The organism is Rickettsia sp. Tenjiku01, assembly GCF_001653015.1.
GTDB lineage: Bacteria > Pseudomonadota > Alphaproteobacteria > Rickettsiales > Rickettsiaceae > Rickettsia > Rickettsia rickettsii.
Genome location: NZ_BCMR01000008.1, coordinates 97656 through 111586 on the forward strand (window position 1 = coordinate 97656; position 13931 = coordinate 111586).

Sequence of the window (13931 nt, forward strand, 5' to 3'; positions counted from 1 at the left end):
TTTTTTATCTTTATTATTATTTGCATAGAAAATCCCTATAACTTCACTCTATGCCAAATATAGATCTCCTTATTTTTACTAGCTTTTTAGCGATTAATTTGCTAGTTGGACTTCTAAATATAAAAAATATTTGCGAATATGCGATAGGAACAAGGAATTTTTCTACAGGTACAATAGTCACAACTCTTATTGCTACTTGGATCGGTACTAGTACTTTTTTAATCGATAATTCAAGAATATATCCGGATGGATTATTGTACTTATTACCTAGTATATTCGGTAGCGTTGTTAGTTGGTTATTAATTAGTGACTTTATAGCTCCTCGTTTTGAGAATTTTTGGGGTAGCTTATCGGCAGCAGAAATAATAGGGGAAGCGTATGGTAACAAAGTTCGTATTCTTACGTCGATAGTTAGTATATTAATGTCTATAGGTAGGATTGCCATGCAATTCCACGTAGCAAGTTTAATATTACAGCTATTCTTTAACATTTCAAATTTTTACATAGATTTATGTATTGCCACTGTAATAATAAGCTATTCTGCTTTTGGCGGTGTAAAATCGGTTACTTTTACCGAAGCCGTACAGTTTTTTACTTATAGTGCAATTATTCCAGTAATAGGAATTGTCGTATGGAATGTTTTTAGCGATCCGCATATAGTTATAGACTCAAATGTACAAACTCGTCTTACTGATTTACAAGGATTGTTTCACTATACTAGTCCTAAATTTTGGATTTCTTTAAATATTTTTATATATTTTGTGATTCCGTCACTTGGTCCTTCAATTTTTCAAAGAATATTGATGGCAAAAGACACAAGGCAAATATCACGAACATTTTTTATTTCGGCAGTTATTTGTCTTTTTTTATCTGTTTTATTCATTTGGATTGCAATATTATTATTGTCTCAAGATCCGGTAGTTAACACCAATGAATTGTTTTTACGGATCATTAAAAGTTATATAGGATTTAAGGGGTTAATAGTCGGCGTTATTATGGCAATGATAATCGCAAGTACGAACTCTTATATTAACGTTGCAGTGGTAACTTTTACTAATGACATCATTAAAAAAGCTTCATTAAATTATAATTATATAACCGCAATTACTATAGGATTAATAGGTTTTATTATATCGCTCTACACTAAAGATTTAATAAATCTATTTTTATTATTGACTAGCATCTATTTACCGCTAATCACTTTGACGTTAATTTTGTTAATATACGGTAAATCAAGTGCCAAAAGTTTTTTTATCGGTATGATTACTGCAATATTAACTATTATATTGTGGCAAATATTTTCTTTAAGAGCAGTTCTAGGTATTTATCCGATACTACCCGCAACTATTGTAAATTTACTCTTTTTCCTTGGAAGCCATTATATTTTAAAGCAACCCGGAGGGTTTAGTTCTTTAAAAGAGCCGCTAACCGTTAAAATAATCAGGCAAGAGAGCGAAAGAAAAGGTTTGACTTTATTTCGTGATCTTAAGAATTTTAACATCTTTAAATATTGGGAAAGTATCCTACCAAATCAAGAAATTACTTATAGTTATGTCGGTATATTTATTTTAATATCGATGTTCTCATCTTTATATACCACATCAGGTAGCAGAATAATGAACCGTTTGGAGATATATAATATTATTTACCATACCACACTTATAACTGCTGCAATATTAATTACTTATCCTTTATGGTCTTTAAAGTTTCAAAAGAATTATATTATATCTTTATCTTGGTTTGTGGCTACTTTCGTTATATTAATATTTTTCGGTAGTTTACTTGTTATATCAAGTAGTTTTGATCAATTGCAATTAATGTGTTCGATAATTAACTTACTTATAATTGCAACGATATTCAGGTGGCAAGCTACTTTACTACTTATGACCGTTACGTTTGCTAGTATAGAGTTTTATAAATATTTTATGGATGAGAAGTTATTAATTAGCATAGATAATTTTCAATTTAAAGTAGTATATTTCTAACCTTATTTAGTAGCCTTTTAATTTTAATAGTATGCTTAAAACCAAGGCAGGAGCAAGAAAAATTAGTTAACCTAAAAAATACTCCTTTATGTAATAGAGTTAATTATAGAGAGCAGGAATTAGAGAAGTTACTTGATTTGAAACATGAGTTCTTACGTAATATAAACCATGAAATCAATACGCCGCTAACCGGTATTATTAGCTTTGGTGAAACCTTATGAGCTAATTATGATAAATTTAATGAAGATCAGCATCGCAATGCAGTAGAGATTATAGCTAAAAGCTCTATTAAATTAAATAGCTTGATAAATAATATTCTAGATTTTTCAAAATTATCCAGTCTTAATGATGAACTCAATAAAAAAGATATAAACTTAAGCGAATTGCTACATGAAAGGATTAAAATATGTAAAAAATTATATCTAAACAGCAAAATCTTAAATTTTGTATCTGATATTGAAAAGAATATAATTATATTCTTTTCAATTTTAACTGTGATCCTCATTATATTAAACACACATTCGATAATCTAATAATAAATGCTATCAGCTATTGTAGTGAGGGAATAATAAAAATTGATCTACACATGCAAGAAAATAATATCTTGTTTTATAGTATAAAAGACGATGGAATAGGAGTATTGAAAGAGGAATTGCAAAGTATATTCGGTGTATTTGTCGTAAGCTCTAAAACACGTACGGCAGGAGGTAGAGGAGTGAAAACGATAAACAGGGAAAGACTACTTTGATTTTTACGATGCCTTTGTAATTGAAAATGTCATTCCGTTGATCACAGGAATACAGTACTGTTTGCTGTCATACCGTGCCCCGCCACGGTATCCAAAAAACAACTTATAACACGCATTTTTTAACATTTTTATCGGATACCGTGGCAGGGCCACGGTATGACATTATTATGAAAAAAATTATTTTTAATAAACAACGAGATTTTATATCAATAATAGCACCGGCATCAAGCTGTCTAGATGCACAAGATAAATTAAAGGAAGCTATTAAAATACTAGCGTTGCATGGTTTTAAAACTTTAGTAGATGATAAGATTTTTTCAGGTGATGCATTGCCTTTTTTCGCTGCTTCTAAAGAGGAAAGGTTGAGAATGTTTAAAGAAGCTATGGAAAATGAACAGGTTAAAATAATTTGGGCTTTTCGCAGCGGATATGGATGCAGTGAATTTGTAGAAGATTGTTTTAATATAGAACAAAAAGGGGATAAAGTCCTGATAGGCTATAGCGATATTACCGTTTTGCATTTATTACTAAATAACCATTATAATATCCCAACTATTCACGGTTCAGTGTTAACTTCGTTACTACCGCCTACCAATCAGGATATTATGCCTATAATAAATGTTCTTAAAGGAGAAAAGAGTGAAATACAACTTATACCTATAAAGAAAATTAGTGAGGAAAATATAACAGGTACAATAACAGGCGGGAATTTAACGGTTTTAACTAAATTGATTAGTACTGGTGTGCAAATTCATTCTCATTCCTATGCTTCTTTAGGTCATTCCCGCAGAAGCGGGAATCCAGAAAAAATAATACTGGATCCCCGTTTTCACGGAGATGACAATAAAATTCTATTGCTTGAAGACGTTAATGAAAAAGCCTATGCCGTACATCGTAATCTAGTTCAATTAAAAAATACCGGTATATTTGAATGCATAAAGGCAATAATCTTTGGTGATTTTACTAAAGGAGATGAGTTTGTAGAACAAGCTATAAAAAGTTTTTGTTTAAATCATATTCAAAATATTGGCACTTATAAAGCAGTAGGCATAGGGCATGGAGAAGTAAATCATCCAGTTATTATGAATCATGAAGTAATTATAAACAGTAATGTTTTAAGTTTTACTAGCCCTTTTGAAATAGTAGAAAACAAATGACAAATTCTATCAGAATAGGTACAAGAAAAAGTCCACTTGCTTTAATACACACTAATTTAGTTATTCAACAAATCAAACAATTTTTTCCTGATATCAATTGTGAAATAGTGCCGATTATTACTAGCGGGGATTTAATCCAAAATAAACCATTATACGATATAGGCGGTAAAGCTTTATTTTTAAAGGAAATAGAGCAAGCCTTGCTTGATAAAAAAATTGACTTAGCTGTTCATTCTTTAAAAGATGTACCGGGTAGAATACCTGAACCGCTAGTAATAGCTGCTGTTTTAGAGCGTGAAGACCCCAGAGATGTTTTTGTTTGTCTAAAATATAAATCTATAGAAGAGCTGCCGCAAAATGCCGTAATAGGTAGCTCGGCAGTACGAAGAAAAGCATTTATCCAAAAAATAAGACCGGATTTAAAGGTAACGGTTTTTAGAGGGAATGTTGATTCAAGAATAAAAAAGCTAATGACCGGCGAAGTTGACGCAACAATTTTAGCATATACAGGTCTTAAAAGGTTAGAGGTGTTTAATCCGGAGTATTGCCATTTGATAGAGTATTCACAGATGTTACCGTGTATAGGGCAGGGAGTCATTGCAGTTGAGATTAGAAAAGATGATAATGCTATGCTTGAGATATGCAACCAAATTAATCATCTTCCCACTTTTGAACTCATAAAACCCGAAAGAGCATTTTTAGAGTATCTAGATGCTAATTGCCGCACCCCGATTGCTGCTTATTCACAATATCTAGATGCAAATCCTAGACATCTTTCCAAACTCGCTTATAGGGAGGTATTTGAAGGAAACACAGAAGCACTTGCCACCGCAGCGTACAAAAGCAATTGCATAGATGCGAGTACCGGATTGACGTACAAATTACCCCTAGAAGTAGAGTTTGGGAAGATGTCTAATATACAAACCAATTTTATGCTCGGTAACCTTGATGGCAGTAAAATAACTTTCCATACCGAAACTACCAATATAAAAACTTCAACAGAAGCAGGCATAAAAGCCGCTAAAATGATGTTGGAAGCTATCTGTAAATAATTTTAATCGATTATGAATAACACCCTATCAAAAATCTTATCAATTTTTGCTAAAAAAGCTCTTTACTTGCTAATTACAATTTATTTACAGATAACCTCTTAAATCAACTAGATAAATAGATATTTAGGGAATATACTCCTAAAATATCTAAATTTGCAAGATATTATAAGGACAGTCCTGTTTTTTGTGGGAAGCACGTAAAACTGGTAAGTCAACATATCTGAAACAACGTTTTCCGGATATATATAGATTTATTACAAGCTGATATCTATAAAGTTTACTTTCAAAATCCTGAACGTTTAAGAGAAGAGTTTAAGTCAAAAGACGGCATCTCAACTATTATTATTGATGAGGTACAAAAAATTCCCTTACTGTTAGATAAGGTTCATTATTTAATAGAATCTAATAAATCTTTACAATTTATCCTTTGCGGCTCCAGTACTAGGCGCTTAAAATCAACAGGTAGCAATTTACTTGGCAGAAGAGTTTGGAGATATATGTTTTTGCTGCTCTATGCTATTCTGAGATAAAAGAGCTTGATTGGCATAAAATTTTTAATCATGGACTAATACCTGATCATTATATTGCATCAAAAAAGATTCATAAATATCTTGCGTCCTATTTATATGACTATATTTTACCTGAAGTACAGTTTGTGAAGCAAATTTAAGAAAACGCGAAGCACTTGCAAGGTTTCTAGAGATTATAGGCATTTCAAACGATGAGATGATAAATTATAGTAATATAGCAAGAGATTGCGGTGTTGATGCAAAAACCGTTAGAACATATCTTGAAATATTAGAAGATATGTATTTAGGATATCATCTTTATCCGTATAGATCACTTAGTAAAAGGCAAATTATTACGGAAATGCCTAAATTTTACCTTTTTGATACCACACTTAGCAAATTACCTAAGGCAATATGAATATCAGGAAATGACAGGGTTTGATGCTGGTAAATCTTTTGAGCATTATGTATTCTTAGAATTAATAGCTTATAAATATTTAAACGACAAAAGAGATGAATTATTTTATTGGCGTACTAAAGAAGGATATGAGGTTGATTTTATATTTCAAAATAATGATGCATTTGAAGTTAAAATTGCTTCTTCTATACAAAAAAATCATTTAGAAGGTCTATTAGAATTTAGTAAAGATAGTGATTTTAAATTACATATATGGACATTTAGTATAGAGCTAAGTATTATTAAATTAATCGATGAAAGGCTAAAAATGCATTCTTCTTTTGAATGGGATGAAGAAAAAAATAAACTTAATATTGGTAGCATAACGTAAGCTTGTATGAAGCTCAAAAAGCTTTTCTAGATATCAAAAGGATAAGCCTTCAAGATGTAGACCATATAGTGTTACAGAAAAAAGATATTTTTGTTTAGGTAAAGTTGATGGTAATATTTAACAGTCCGTTTTATGTTCCGAGGTAATCATATAAGAATTTTTGGAGCAGGATACTGGCGTAAAGGCAAGAGAATTTATGAGCAAGAGAATAAAATACACTGATGGGGAAATAGGGGAAGTAAAAATAGTAAAAGATTTCTTACCATATCCTAGAGAACTTTTATTAAAAGATGATTCAGTAAAAGTAACCATTTCTTTAAGTAAAGAGAGCGTAGAATTTTTTAAATCAGAAGCAACAACTGCACATGTGCCTTATCAAAAAATGATTAGGATGTTACTAGATAAATATACTAAACACTATAAAGCAAATAAAAGGGTATTATACTATAAACTGAGCTGGCGGATAGGGTGGGATTCGAACCCACGGTACGGTTACCCGTACGCCAGTTTTCAAGACTAGTGCCTTAAACCACTCGGCCACCTATCCAAGAAGATTCATACCAAATAATATTATATATTTCAAGGGAAATCTTGCAATATATGCATCTAAATTACAAAGCCGAATTGTTCTTTCACTTCATTAACCGTTTCAGAAGCTCTAATTCTTGCTTTTTCTGCTCCTTTGTGCAGTATTTTTAATAAATATTCTTTATCATTCATTAATTCTAAATATTTATCACGTATCGGTTGTAGATTTGTAATAATAATTTCTGCCAAATCTTCTTTAAATTTTGCGAAACCTTGGTTTTGATAATTACCGATTATTTTTTCCAAGCTTTCTTCGGATAAACTGCTATAAATATCTAATAAATTACTAATTTCCGGTCTTGTTTCTTGATCATAGCTAACAAAACTTAAATGATCGGTTTTGGCTTTTTTTATTTTTTGATGAATAAGATCGTTATCGTCTTTTAAATTGATACGGGAAAAATCCGAAATATCAGATTTACTCATTTTCTTTAATCCATCCCGTAAGCTCATGATTCTTGTGCCTGTTTCACTAATTAAAACCTCAGGAACTTTTAGAATTTCTTTGTTAAATTTTCTATTTATTACCCCTGCAATATCTCTTGTTAGCTCTAAATGCTGCTTCTGATCCTCACCTACAGGCACTATATCGGCTTTATATATTAAGATATCCGCTGCCATAAGTACCGGATAGGAAAATAACCCAAGACAAGCCTTTTCTTGATCGCTACCTGCTTTATCTTTAAATTGCGTCATGCGCTTTAACCATCCAAGCGGTGTAACGCAATTTAGTAGCCAAGCAAGTTCAGTATGCTCTTTCACCATACTTTGGGCAAAAATCGTTACTTTGTCGGGGTTAAGCCCTGCTGCTAAATAAACAGCAAGCACCTCCATAATTGAATTGTTAAGTTCTGATGGCTTAATATCAACTGTGATAGCATGTAAATCTGCTAAGAAGAAAAAACAATTATATTCATCCTGCATTTTAACCCAGTTTTTAATTGCACCAAGATAGTTACCGAGATGTAAAGAACCGGTTGCTTGCACACCGGAAAGAACAGTTTTTTTCATTTAATACCTTTTTATTTTACTCATTGTAAAATTATGTTATAAATACCATTTTAATTAATATCATTATCTTAATAATTATGCTGTGGCGTTTAAGAATTTTATCATTTTACGGATTATTATCGTTATTTACATTTATTTTTTTTCTTATATGTTACATACCCGTAACATTTTTCAATGTCAACTATCAAATAAGATATAGAATTGCCATTATCTTTTCTTATGCTTTTGTGTGGCTTGCAAAAATTTGTTGCGGTTTAAAATATGAAGTAGAGGGGCTTGAGAAATTACCGAAGACTAGTTCAATCGTCGTGTCTAATCACCAATCCTTTTGGGATCAAATGTTTATGCAACTGATTATTCCTAAACATTCTTGGGTATTAAAGCGTGAATTATTTAATATACCCCTGCTTGGTTGGGGACTTCGGATGGTTAAACCTATTGCGGTTGACCGTGGTACTAATAGCTCGGTTGCTCAGATTTTAAGAGAAGGTCAGGAAAAAATAAAAGAAGGATTATGGTTAATAATATTTCCGGAATCAACTAAAGTTCCGCCTGATAGAACGGTAAAATTTAAACCAAGTGCCGTAAAGCTTGCTTCAATTACTAAAGTTCCAATTGTGATGATAGCTCATAATGCCGGTTTATTTTGGCCTAGAGGTTTTTGGTTTAAGCAACCTGGAACTATAAAGATAAAGATTATAGGTGTAATAGAAAAAGAAGAAATAGAGCAAACAGACGTACGTATACTTAATGACAAGGTTGAGCAAATTATTAACAGTGAAAAGCAAAAATTATTAAATTAATATTAGGTTTTAAAAATAATTAGTATTATCATAAAATTACAACTTAGTTCTTATGGAGGTATTTATGGTAAGGACAACAGCGTTAAAATTAATTGCGGTTATCGATAGTAAGCAAATGATGCTTTACGACGCTCAAGGAGTTAAAATTACTACTAATACACCTTTAAAATTATCTTTGGATTTAGAGGAGCATCACCACCATAGAGAAAAAAGACAAAGCCTTTATCAAAATAAATCTACACCGGCTTCGTTGTTTGAGCCGCATACTTCGCTAAAAGATATAGCACATAAAGAAGCAGCAAGGAGCGTTATTAAACATTTAGAGAAAGTAACTACTGCTGATCAAGCTAAATATAAGGAATTGATTATTGTAGCAGAACCGCAAATGCTTGGATGTGTTAGACAAGAACTTAAAAACGGTCTAAAAAAGATGATTACTAAAGAAATTGCTAAGGATTTAGTGCAACATAGCGTAGATGCAGTGGAGCGAGCAGTATTTTCTTAGATAATCTTTATATGTCATTCCCGCGAAACCGGGAATCCAGCAAAACCTATAAAAAACTTGTTTTTTTAGGTTTATTTTGTCAATAATCTGTAATTTTTATACTAGTATTAAGGTGATCCTTTCTAGACTCCCACTTTCGCGGGAATGACATAGAAGTCGTACAACAAGGTTTTTAGTCGTTTGTAATGATGATACAAATTAGGTGCCTAACTTATTAAATATTTCTTTTGTATTATTTGAGATAGTTAAACCAATTTGCTGATCTGTCTCAAAAGTTTTTATAGTCTTGTCATTAGGAATCTTAATATGTGGTTTGAAAGGCAAACCGCCGCTATTTATACATTGAGTTAGAAAAATATCATCATGGCTTCTGACATAGTCATCCCCATTTGCTTAAATATTTCTGCTGCTTCAAGTTTATGAAACGCGTAATCTAATATCTACTGCATAATATAGCTCCATTCAGTTATTATTATCCGCTATAGTCAAATGATTTGAATTCACTTACATCGTCTCTCGTCGCTCTCCTATTATCTATAAGCTGCACTTCTCGCTCTTGTAATTACATCCAACTGATTTGACTACATTTTAGTATATATGGCGGCATGCGTCAATACACTCATATTTTAATTCAGAATAGTTGCACTAATAAGAAAAAGTGGTAAAATATCATATCGAACAAATTAAATATTATGAATAATTATGCCACAAATTTATTTTAACGGCCCGGAAGGACGAATTGAAGGAAGATATGCAAAAGCTACCGCGCCTAATGCCCCTATTGCATTAGTGCTTCATCCTCATCCTTTATATGAGGGTAATATGAATAATAAAGTAGTTTATAATGCCTATAAAATTTTAGCAGATAACGGTTATACCGTCTTACGTATTAATTTTAGAGGAGTAGGGGGATCACAAGGTAAATTTGATAACGGAGTTGGTGAAGTGGTTGATGCGGGGGCAGCTCTCGACTGGTTACAGCAGAATAACCCAAATGCTCAGTCTAATCTGATATTAGGATTTTCTTTCGGAGCATGGATAGCTATGCAACTTGTAATGCGACGTCCGGAAATAAATCATTTTATTGCTATTTCACCGCCGGTTAATACAATTCATAAATATGACTTCTCATTCCTCTCACCTTGTCCTATTCCAGGGTTTATATTACAGGGAGATAATGATAGTATAGTATCGGCAGATGATGTAAAAGACCTAGCAAATAGATTATCTAAGCAACAATCCCATATTAAAGTTGATTATAAAATTATCAATGGAGCTGACCATTTCTTTCGTTATAAAACTGAAGAATTTTCTAAAGCAATAAATGCTTATTTAATAACAATTCAATCTAATTATCATCACCATAATAATAATGTAAATGAAGAAATTAGTAAGCACCCAAAGAAATTATTTTTATATTAGTTTTTGTTGTGTGGTTCGGCTTATCCGTCATTGCGAGCAGGCATTGTTGCAGGTACCCAAGTCGTCATAGCGAGGAAATTGCGTAGCAATTGACGAAGCAATCCAGTAAAAATTCTGATTTACAGAATTTTTTTATCACCACGCAACAATACCTCGTGGGAATAACATAAAAGAATCTATATCACAATGTCTACAATTCTAAATAAGCTTCTATTGCTAAAATTAATATTTCATCTTTTTTAGCATCTAACTCTTGAATTAATTCTTCATAAATTTGTCTATCTGATAGAGAAGTAAATTTTTTAAATAGCTGCACTAATTTTAAAGAAGGGATAATACGAAAAGCATCTTTTAATATTTTGATCTTTCTATTAACATTAAGCTTATTATTTAAATTAAAGTAAAATTCTAGTAATGCGTCGTTATAAAAATTTAAATCTACAGCCGTTGCCAAATAATCTATAGCATTAGCCGTATTATTACTTTCTACTTCTTGCTTCGCTGCTAATAAATAATACTCAGCAATTTCCGGCATAGACTCATGTTTATGAAATTTTGCGAGCTTATTCGTTATAAAAATAAATTTCGTCCATAGAGAAACTCTAGCATAACAACGCATTAAAGTAATTAAATTGTCAAGATCAAGTTCATTGAAATTATAAGCCTTTGTTGCGTAATTTTCTGCTTTCTTATAAAAAGATTTATCATAATAAAGTTTTGCTAGATTTTTGCTACCGTAAAAAACAAATTCTTTAGATGTAATAAGTTTTTGAAAATAGGAAATTTTTCTATCTACATCCTCTTCAGTTACGGCTAAGATTAAATTATGGAATTCTTGTGAATCTGTTAGATCTTCAGAAGATAAATTTTTGCGAGCAATAGAAGCAGATTTAGCTTTATTATTCATAATATATTCGGCAAAAGCTAAAATTAAAGCATATCTATCATGATTAATTTTTCGTTTACTAAAAATATTATGTATTTTAGATGGTAAATCGATAATTAATATTAGAAATCTAATGACAATAAAACAAGAAATTAGTAATAAAAGGCCTAAAATAAGACTAAAGAACAAGGTAGTCTCTATATTATAATCATATAAACTAATAAAAACTTTTGAATCAAAGCTCTCTATAAAAGTAAACCCGAAATAAAGCAGTAAAAAAGTAGCACATATTAATAATAACCTAAACATCTTTATTTACAAACTCCTGTATAAATTTTTCTGAATAAAGACAATCGATTAGATAGTTTAAGTTCTCTAAAATTAGAGGTTTATCTTGTTCTTTTATCATCATAGCAGAAGGTTTTTTTTCAATTTTGATAAACTTCTCCAGCCACTTATGGTTGGTAGGAAAAATTACTTCCGTACTACTTGATTTAGAAAAAAGATAATTATTATATGCTTCTAAGTTATTTAAAATATTCCTTATATCTTGAGGCAGCATGCGGGATTTTACTATTCTTAGTTCTTTACTATAATCCTTATCTTGCACGAAATTATATACTAATAGATTTACATTTAATAAGTAATTAATATAGTCAAGTGATACCCATACCTCATCACTCGTCGCTCTCCTATTAGTTATAGGCTTCGCTCCTTGTGCCTTGTATCCGAATGAAGCTGAATTGACTACAGTTTCTAATTTTGGTTCTACTACATTAGTCGGTGCTTCAGGAAACTTTAAAGAACTTACGTAATTTAAAAGCGACTTGGTAGATAATAGAGGAGCTGCTGCCTTTTCTTCCAGGGTAGTATTTTCTTTATTTTCTACTACTTGATCAGGAATTTGGCTTAAATCCTTATTTTCACTTTTAAACAGTTTTAAAATATCGGATCTATTATGATAAAGAGTAAAAGAAGATAAGACAAATATTACTATTGCTATAAAAAAGATGTTTTTGCTTTTAAATAAACTATCGAATTTGTGCATTTTCAGATAATAACTTGATTATATCGTTAAGGTTTTGATCATCACAATAAACCACATTTTTTATAAAAGGTCTAACTATATTTGCAACTTTCAAACTTATGGCTACAACTAAACTATCTTGTAAGTACTCTAGTAAATTATTTTGCAGTAATAATTTTACTAAAGTCCTAGCACTATTTTGAGAATAAAGTAATATATAATCAATATTATTTTTAAATTCTTTTATAATAGATACGGGCAGCTCATTCAAATATTCTACATTATAAATGATATATCTAGCTATTTTGCTAGGTAAATCTTTAGTAATTTCATTTGAAGATAAATATATAGTCTGCTCATATAAATCAGGAGGAAAATGCTTAAGCAAATCTTCCACGTTTTTAGCAGTATACATTACTTTCTTGCCTAATAATCGTTTTGACTTACTACCTACTACCCAAATATCTTGTTTTAAGTTATGACCGGTTAAGATACTTGCTGCATATTTACTAGTTATTATTATATGTGAGTAATTATCTAAAATATCGATATTAAAATCTAGAGTTTTATATTTAATTAAAGGACAATGAATATCACGTAAATCTAAATTATATTTACTTATTTCCTTTATAGTTTCATTATTTTCTTCAATATGTCTAGTTAATAAAACCGATTTCATACAATATTTGTACTCCAATATAAAAAGCAACTGCCCAAATAATAATAGCAGCTATTTTATTAATTATAGTTAAAATCGTACTACTTTTATTTAGCTTTCTAATATTATAACCTGCAACTGCTAAAGAAAAAAACCATATCCAAGATATAAGTATGCAAGTTAAGGTAAATATAATTTTTGCAATACCGCTATACTTTAAAGCACTAATACCTATTACTATAATCGTATCCATAATTGCATGCGGATTTAATATTGACACCGATATAGCAAATAAAATTTGTTTTTGAGCTGAAAAAGCCCCGGAATTCATTGTAAGATCAATAGGCGGCTGATTCCAAGTATTATATCCCATATAAATTAAGAAAATAAATCCAACAATAAATATAGATAATTTTAACCAAGAAATTTCAAGCATTAACAAAGATATCCCAAGAACTGCCATACATATAAGCATAGTATCACATATTGAGGCTGCAATTATGCTAGGTAAAGCCTTGCTAAACTTTGGCTGTGTTGCTCCTTGATTGAATATAAAAATATTCTGTACTCCGAGCGGCACTATTAAACCGAGAGCTAAAACGATGCCATGTAAAAAAGCACTTAATATATCATTATTCATTTAAATAGCCATTTTATATACTAGAGCTATGCTCCAAATTGTTACTGCTCCCAATTTAATTTTCTAATATTATAACCAATTATTGCCAATGATAAAAACTATATACAAATAAACATGTAAATAAAGGTATTGCTATATACCAAATCATAAAA

The 13931-nt window shown here is 30.8% G+C and carries 14 protein-coding genes, 1 tRNA gene and 2 pseudogenes; 10 read left to right on the plus strand and 7 right to left on the minus strand.

The annotated features are described in order from the left end of the window. Positions 1 to 50 precede the first annotated feature (50 nt). The 7 genes and pseudogenes from TENJIKU01_RS03120 to TENJIKU01_RS10635 form a co-directional block, all read left to right on the plus strand. Positions 51 to 2753: pseudogene (locus TENJIKU01_RS03120) on the plus strand (sodium:solute symporter family transporter). A 147-nt stretch (positions 2754 to 2900) separates the two neighbouring features. Beyond that, entirely contained in the window at positions 2901 to 3890 is a 990-nt protein-coding gene (locus TENJIKU01_RS03130; protein WP_064429165.1) for an LD-carboxypeptidase, read from the plus strand. Further along, a complete protein-coding gene (hemC, locus tag TENJIKU01_RS03135) occupies positions 3887 to 4942 on the plus strand; it encodes a hydroxymethylbilane synthase (protein WP_064429166.1) in 1056 nt (351 codons plus the stop codon). The genes TENJIKU01_RS03130 and hemC overlap by 4 nt, the downstream gene beginning before the upstream one ends. 266 nt (positions 4943 to 5208) lie before the next feature. Next, a complete protein-coding gene (locus TENJIKU01_RS08365) occupies positions 5209 to 5472 on the plus strand; it encodes an AAA family ATPase (RefSeq protein ID WP_255374195.1) in 264 nt (87 codons plus the stop codon). A gap of 181 nt (positions 5473 to 5653) precedes the next feature. After that, complete coding sequence (locus TENJIKU01_RS08375; protein ID WP_371440160.1) at positions 5654 to 5869, plus strand: DUF4143 domain-containing protein; 216 nt, start codon at positions 5654 to 5656, stop codon at positions 5867 to 5869. A gap of 10 nt (positions 5870 to 5879) precedes the next feature. Beyond that, positions 5880 to 6239, plus strand: coding sequence for a DUF4143 domain-containing protein (locus TENJIKU01_RS08380; protein ID WP_227779902.1), 360 nt, complete (start codon positions 5880 to 5882; stop codon positions 6237 to 6239). Positions 6240 to 6435: 196 nt separating this feature from the next. Then, positions 6436 to 6675 (plus strand): annotated as a pseudogene (locus TENJIKU01_RS10635) (CopG family transcriptional regulator); the annotation flags it as partial. 21 nt (positions 6676 to 6696) lie between these two features. Here TENJIKU01_RS10635 and TENJIKU01_RS03160 read toward each other — a convergent pair. Together TENJIKU01_RS03160 and trpS are read right to left on the minus strand one after the other, a co-directional pair. After that, a tRNA-Ser gene (locus tag TENJIKU01_RS03160) sits at positions 6697 to 6786 on the minus strand. 59 nt (positions 6787 to 6845) lie between these two features. Beyond that, positions 6846 to 7838 carry a tryptophan--tRNA ligase gene (trpS, locus tag TENJIKU01_RS03165; protein WP_064429168.1) on the minus strand — a complete coding sequence of 331 codons (993 nt, stop codon included), beginning with the start codon at positions 7836 to 7838 and terminating at the stop codon, positions 6846 to 6848. Positions 7839 to 7915: 77 nt separating this feature from the next. On the opposite strand from trpS, the gene TENJIKU01_RS03170 reads away from it, so the two are divergent. Further along, on the plus strand, positions 7916 to 8641 hold the full coding sequence (locus tag TENJIKU01_RS03170) for a lysophospholipid acyltransferase family protein (protein WP_064429169.1): 726 nt from the start codon (positions 7916 to 7918) through the stop codon (positions 8639 to 8641). 64 nt (positions 8642 to 8705) lie between these two features. Further along, positions 8706 to 9146 (plus strand): host attachment protein, encoded by a 441-nt coding sequence (locus TENJIKU01_RS03175; RefSeq protein WP_004998294.1) that lies wholly within the window; start codon positions 8706 to 8708, stop codon positions 9144 to 9146. 198 nt (positions 9147 to 9344) lie between these two features. Here the strand turns inward: TENJIKU01_RS03175 and TENJIKU01_RS10640 are convergent, their stop codons facing one another. Beyond that, positions 9345 to 9470 (minus strand): damage-inducible protein J, encoded by a 126-nt coding sequence (locus tag TENJIKU01_RS10640; RefSeq protein WP_172795032.1) that lies wholly within the window; start codon positions 9468 to 9470, stop codon positions 9345 to 9347. Between the two features lie 378 nt (positions 9471 to 9848). On the opposite strand from TENJIKU01_RS10640, the gene TENJIKU01_RS03180 reads away from it, so the two are divergent. Then, positions 9849 to 10568 carry an alpha/beta hydrolase gene (locus tag TENJIKU01_RS03180; RefSeq protein ID WP_012736801.1) on the plus strand — a complete coding sequence of 240 codons (720 nt, stop codon included), beginning with the start codon at positions 9849 to 9851 and terminating at the stop codon, positions 10566 to 10568. 190 nt (positions 10569 to 10758) lie between these two features. Here the strand turns inward: TENJIKU01_RS03180 and TENJIKU01_RS03185 are convergent, their stop codons facing one another. The 4 genes from TENJIKU01_RS03185 to TENJIKU01_RS03200 are packed head-to-tail and all read right to left on the minus strand — an operon-like array spanning position 10759 to position 13779. Further along, a complete protein-coding gene (locus tag TENJIKU01_RS03185; protein ID WP_064429170.1) occupies positions 10759 to 11763 on the minus strand; it encodes a tetratricopeptide repeat protein in 1005 nt (334 codons plus the stop codon). Further along, positions 11756 to 12502 (minus strand): palindromic element RPE2 domain-containing protein, encoded by a 747-nt coding sequence (locus tag TENJIKU01_RS03190; protein ID WP_064429171.1) that lies wholly within the window; start codon positions 12500 to 12502, stop codon positions 11756 to 11758. The genes TENJIKU01_RS03185 and TENJIKU01_RS03190 overlap by 8 nt, the downstream gene beginning before the upstream one ends. After that, positions 12486 to 13160: a uroporphyrinogen-III synthase gene (locus tag TENJIKU01_RS03195; protein WP_064429172.1), complete on the minus strand. Its 675-nt coding sequence runs from the start codon at positions 13158 to 13160 to the stop codon at positions 12486 to 12488. The genes TENJIKU01_RS03190 and TENJIKU01_RS03195 overlap by 17 nt, the downstream gene beginning before the upstream one ends. Next, the gene (locus TENJIKU01_RS03200; RefSeq protein ID WP_064429173.1) at positions 13138 to 13779 is read right to left on the minus strand and encodes a LysE/ArgO family amino acid transporter; all 642 of its coding nucleotides are present in this window, start codon (positions 13777 to 13779) and stop codon (positions 13138 to 13140) included. Before TENJIKU01_RS03200 ends, TENJIKU01_RS03195 begins: the two co-directional genes overlap by 23 nt. Positions 13780 to 13931 lie beyond the last annotated feature (152 nt).

Bases quoted from the DNA above. Each gene is read 5' to 3' on its own strand.
- TENJIKU01_RS03130 (WP_064429165.1), top strand. From the start codon at position 2,901: ATGAAAAAAATTATTTTTAATAAACAACGAGATTTTATATCAATAATA.
- hemC (WP_064429166.1), top strand. From the start codon at position 3,887: ATGACAAATTCTATCAGAATAGGTACAAGAAAAAGTCCACTTGCTTTA.
- TENJIKU01_RS08380 (WP_227779902.1), top strand. From the start codon at position 5,880: ATGACAGGGTTTGATGCTGGTAAATCTTTTGAGCATTATGTATTCTTA.
- trpS (WP_064429168.1), bottom strand. From the start codon at position 7,838: ATGAAAAAAACTGTTCTTTCCGGTGTGCAAGCAACCGGTTCTTTACAT.
- TENJIKU01_RS03170 (WP_064429169.1), top strand. From the start codon at position 7,916: ATGCTGTGGCGTTTAAGAATTTTATCATTTTACGGATTATTATCGTTA.
- TENJIKU01_RS03175 (WP_004998294.1), top strand. From the start codon at position 8,706: ATGGTAAGGACAACAGCGTTAAAATTAATTGCGGTTATCGATAGTAAG.
- TENJIKU01_RS03180 (WP_012736801.1), top strand. From the start codon at position 9,849: ATGCCACAAATTTATTTTAACGGCCCGGAAGGACGAATTGAAGGAAGA.
- TENJIKU01_RS03185 (WP_064429170.1), bottom strand. From the start codon at position 11,763: ATGTTTAGGTTATTATTAATATGTGCTACTTTTTTACTGCTTTATTTC.
- TENJIKU01_RS03190 (WP_064429171.1), bottom strand. From the start codon at position 12,502: ATGCACAAATTCGATAGTTTATTTAAAAGCAAAAACATCTTTTTTATA.
- TENJIKU01_RS03195 (WP_064429172.1), bottom strand. From the start codon at position 13,160: ATGAAATCGGTTTTATTAACTAGACATATTGAAGAAAATAATGAAACT.
- TENJIKU01_RS03200 (WP_064429173.1), bottom strand. From the start codon at position 13,779: ATGAATAATGATATATTAAGTGCTTTTTTACATGGCATCGTTTTAGCT.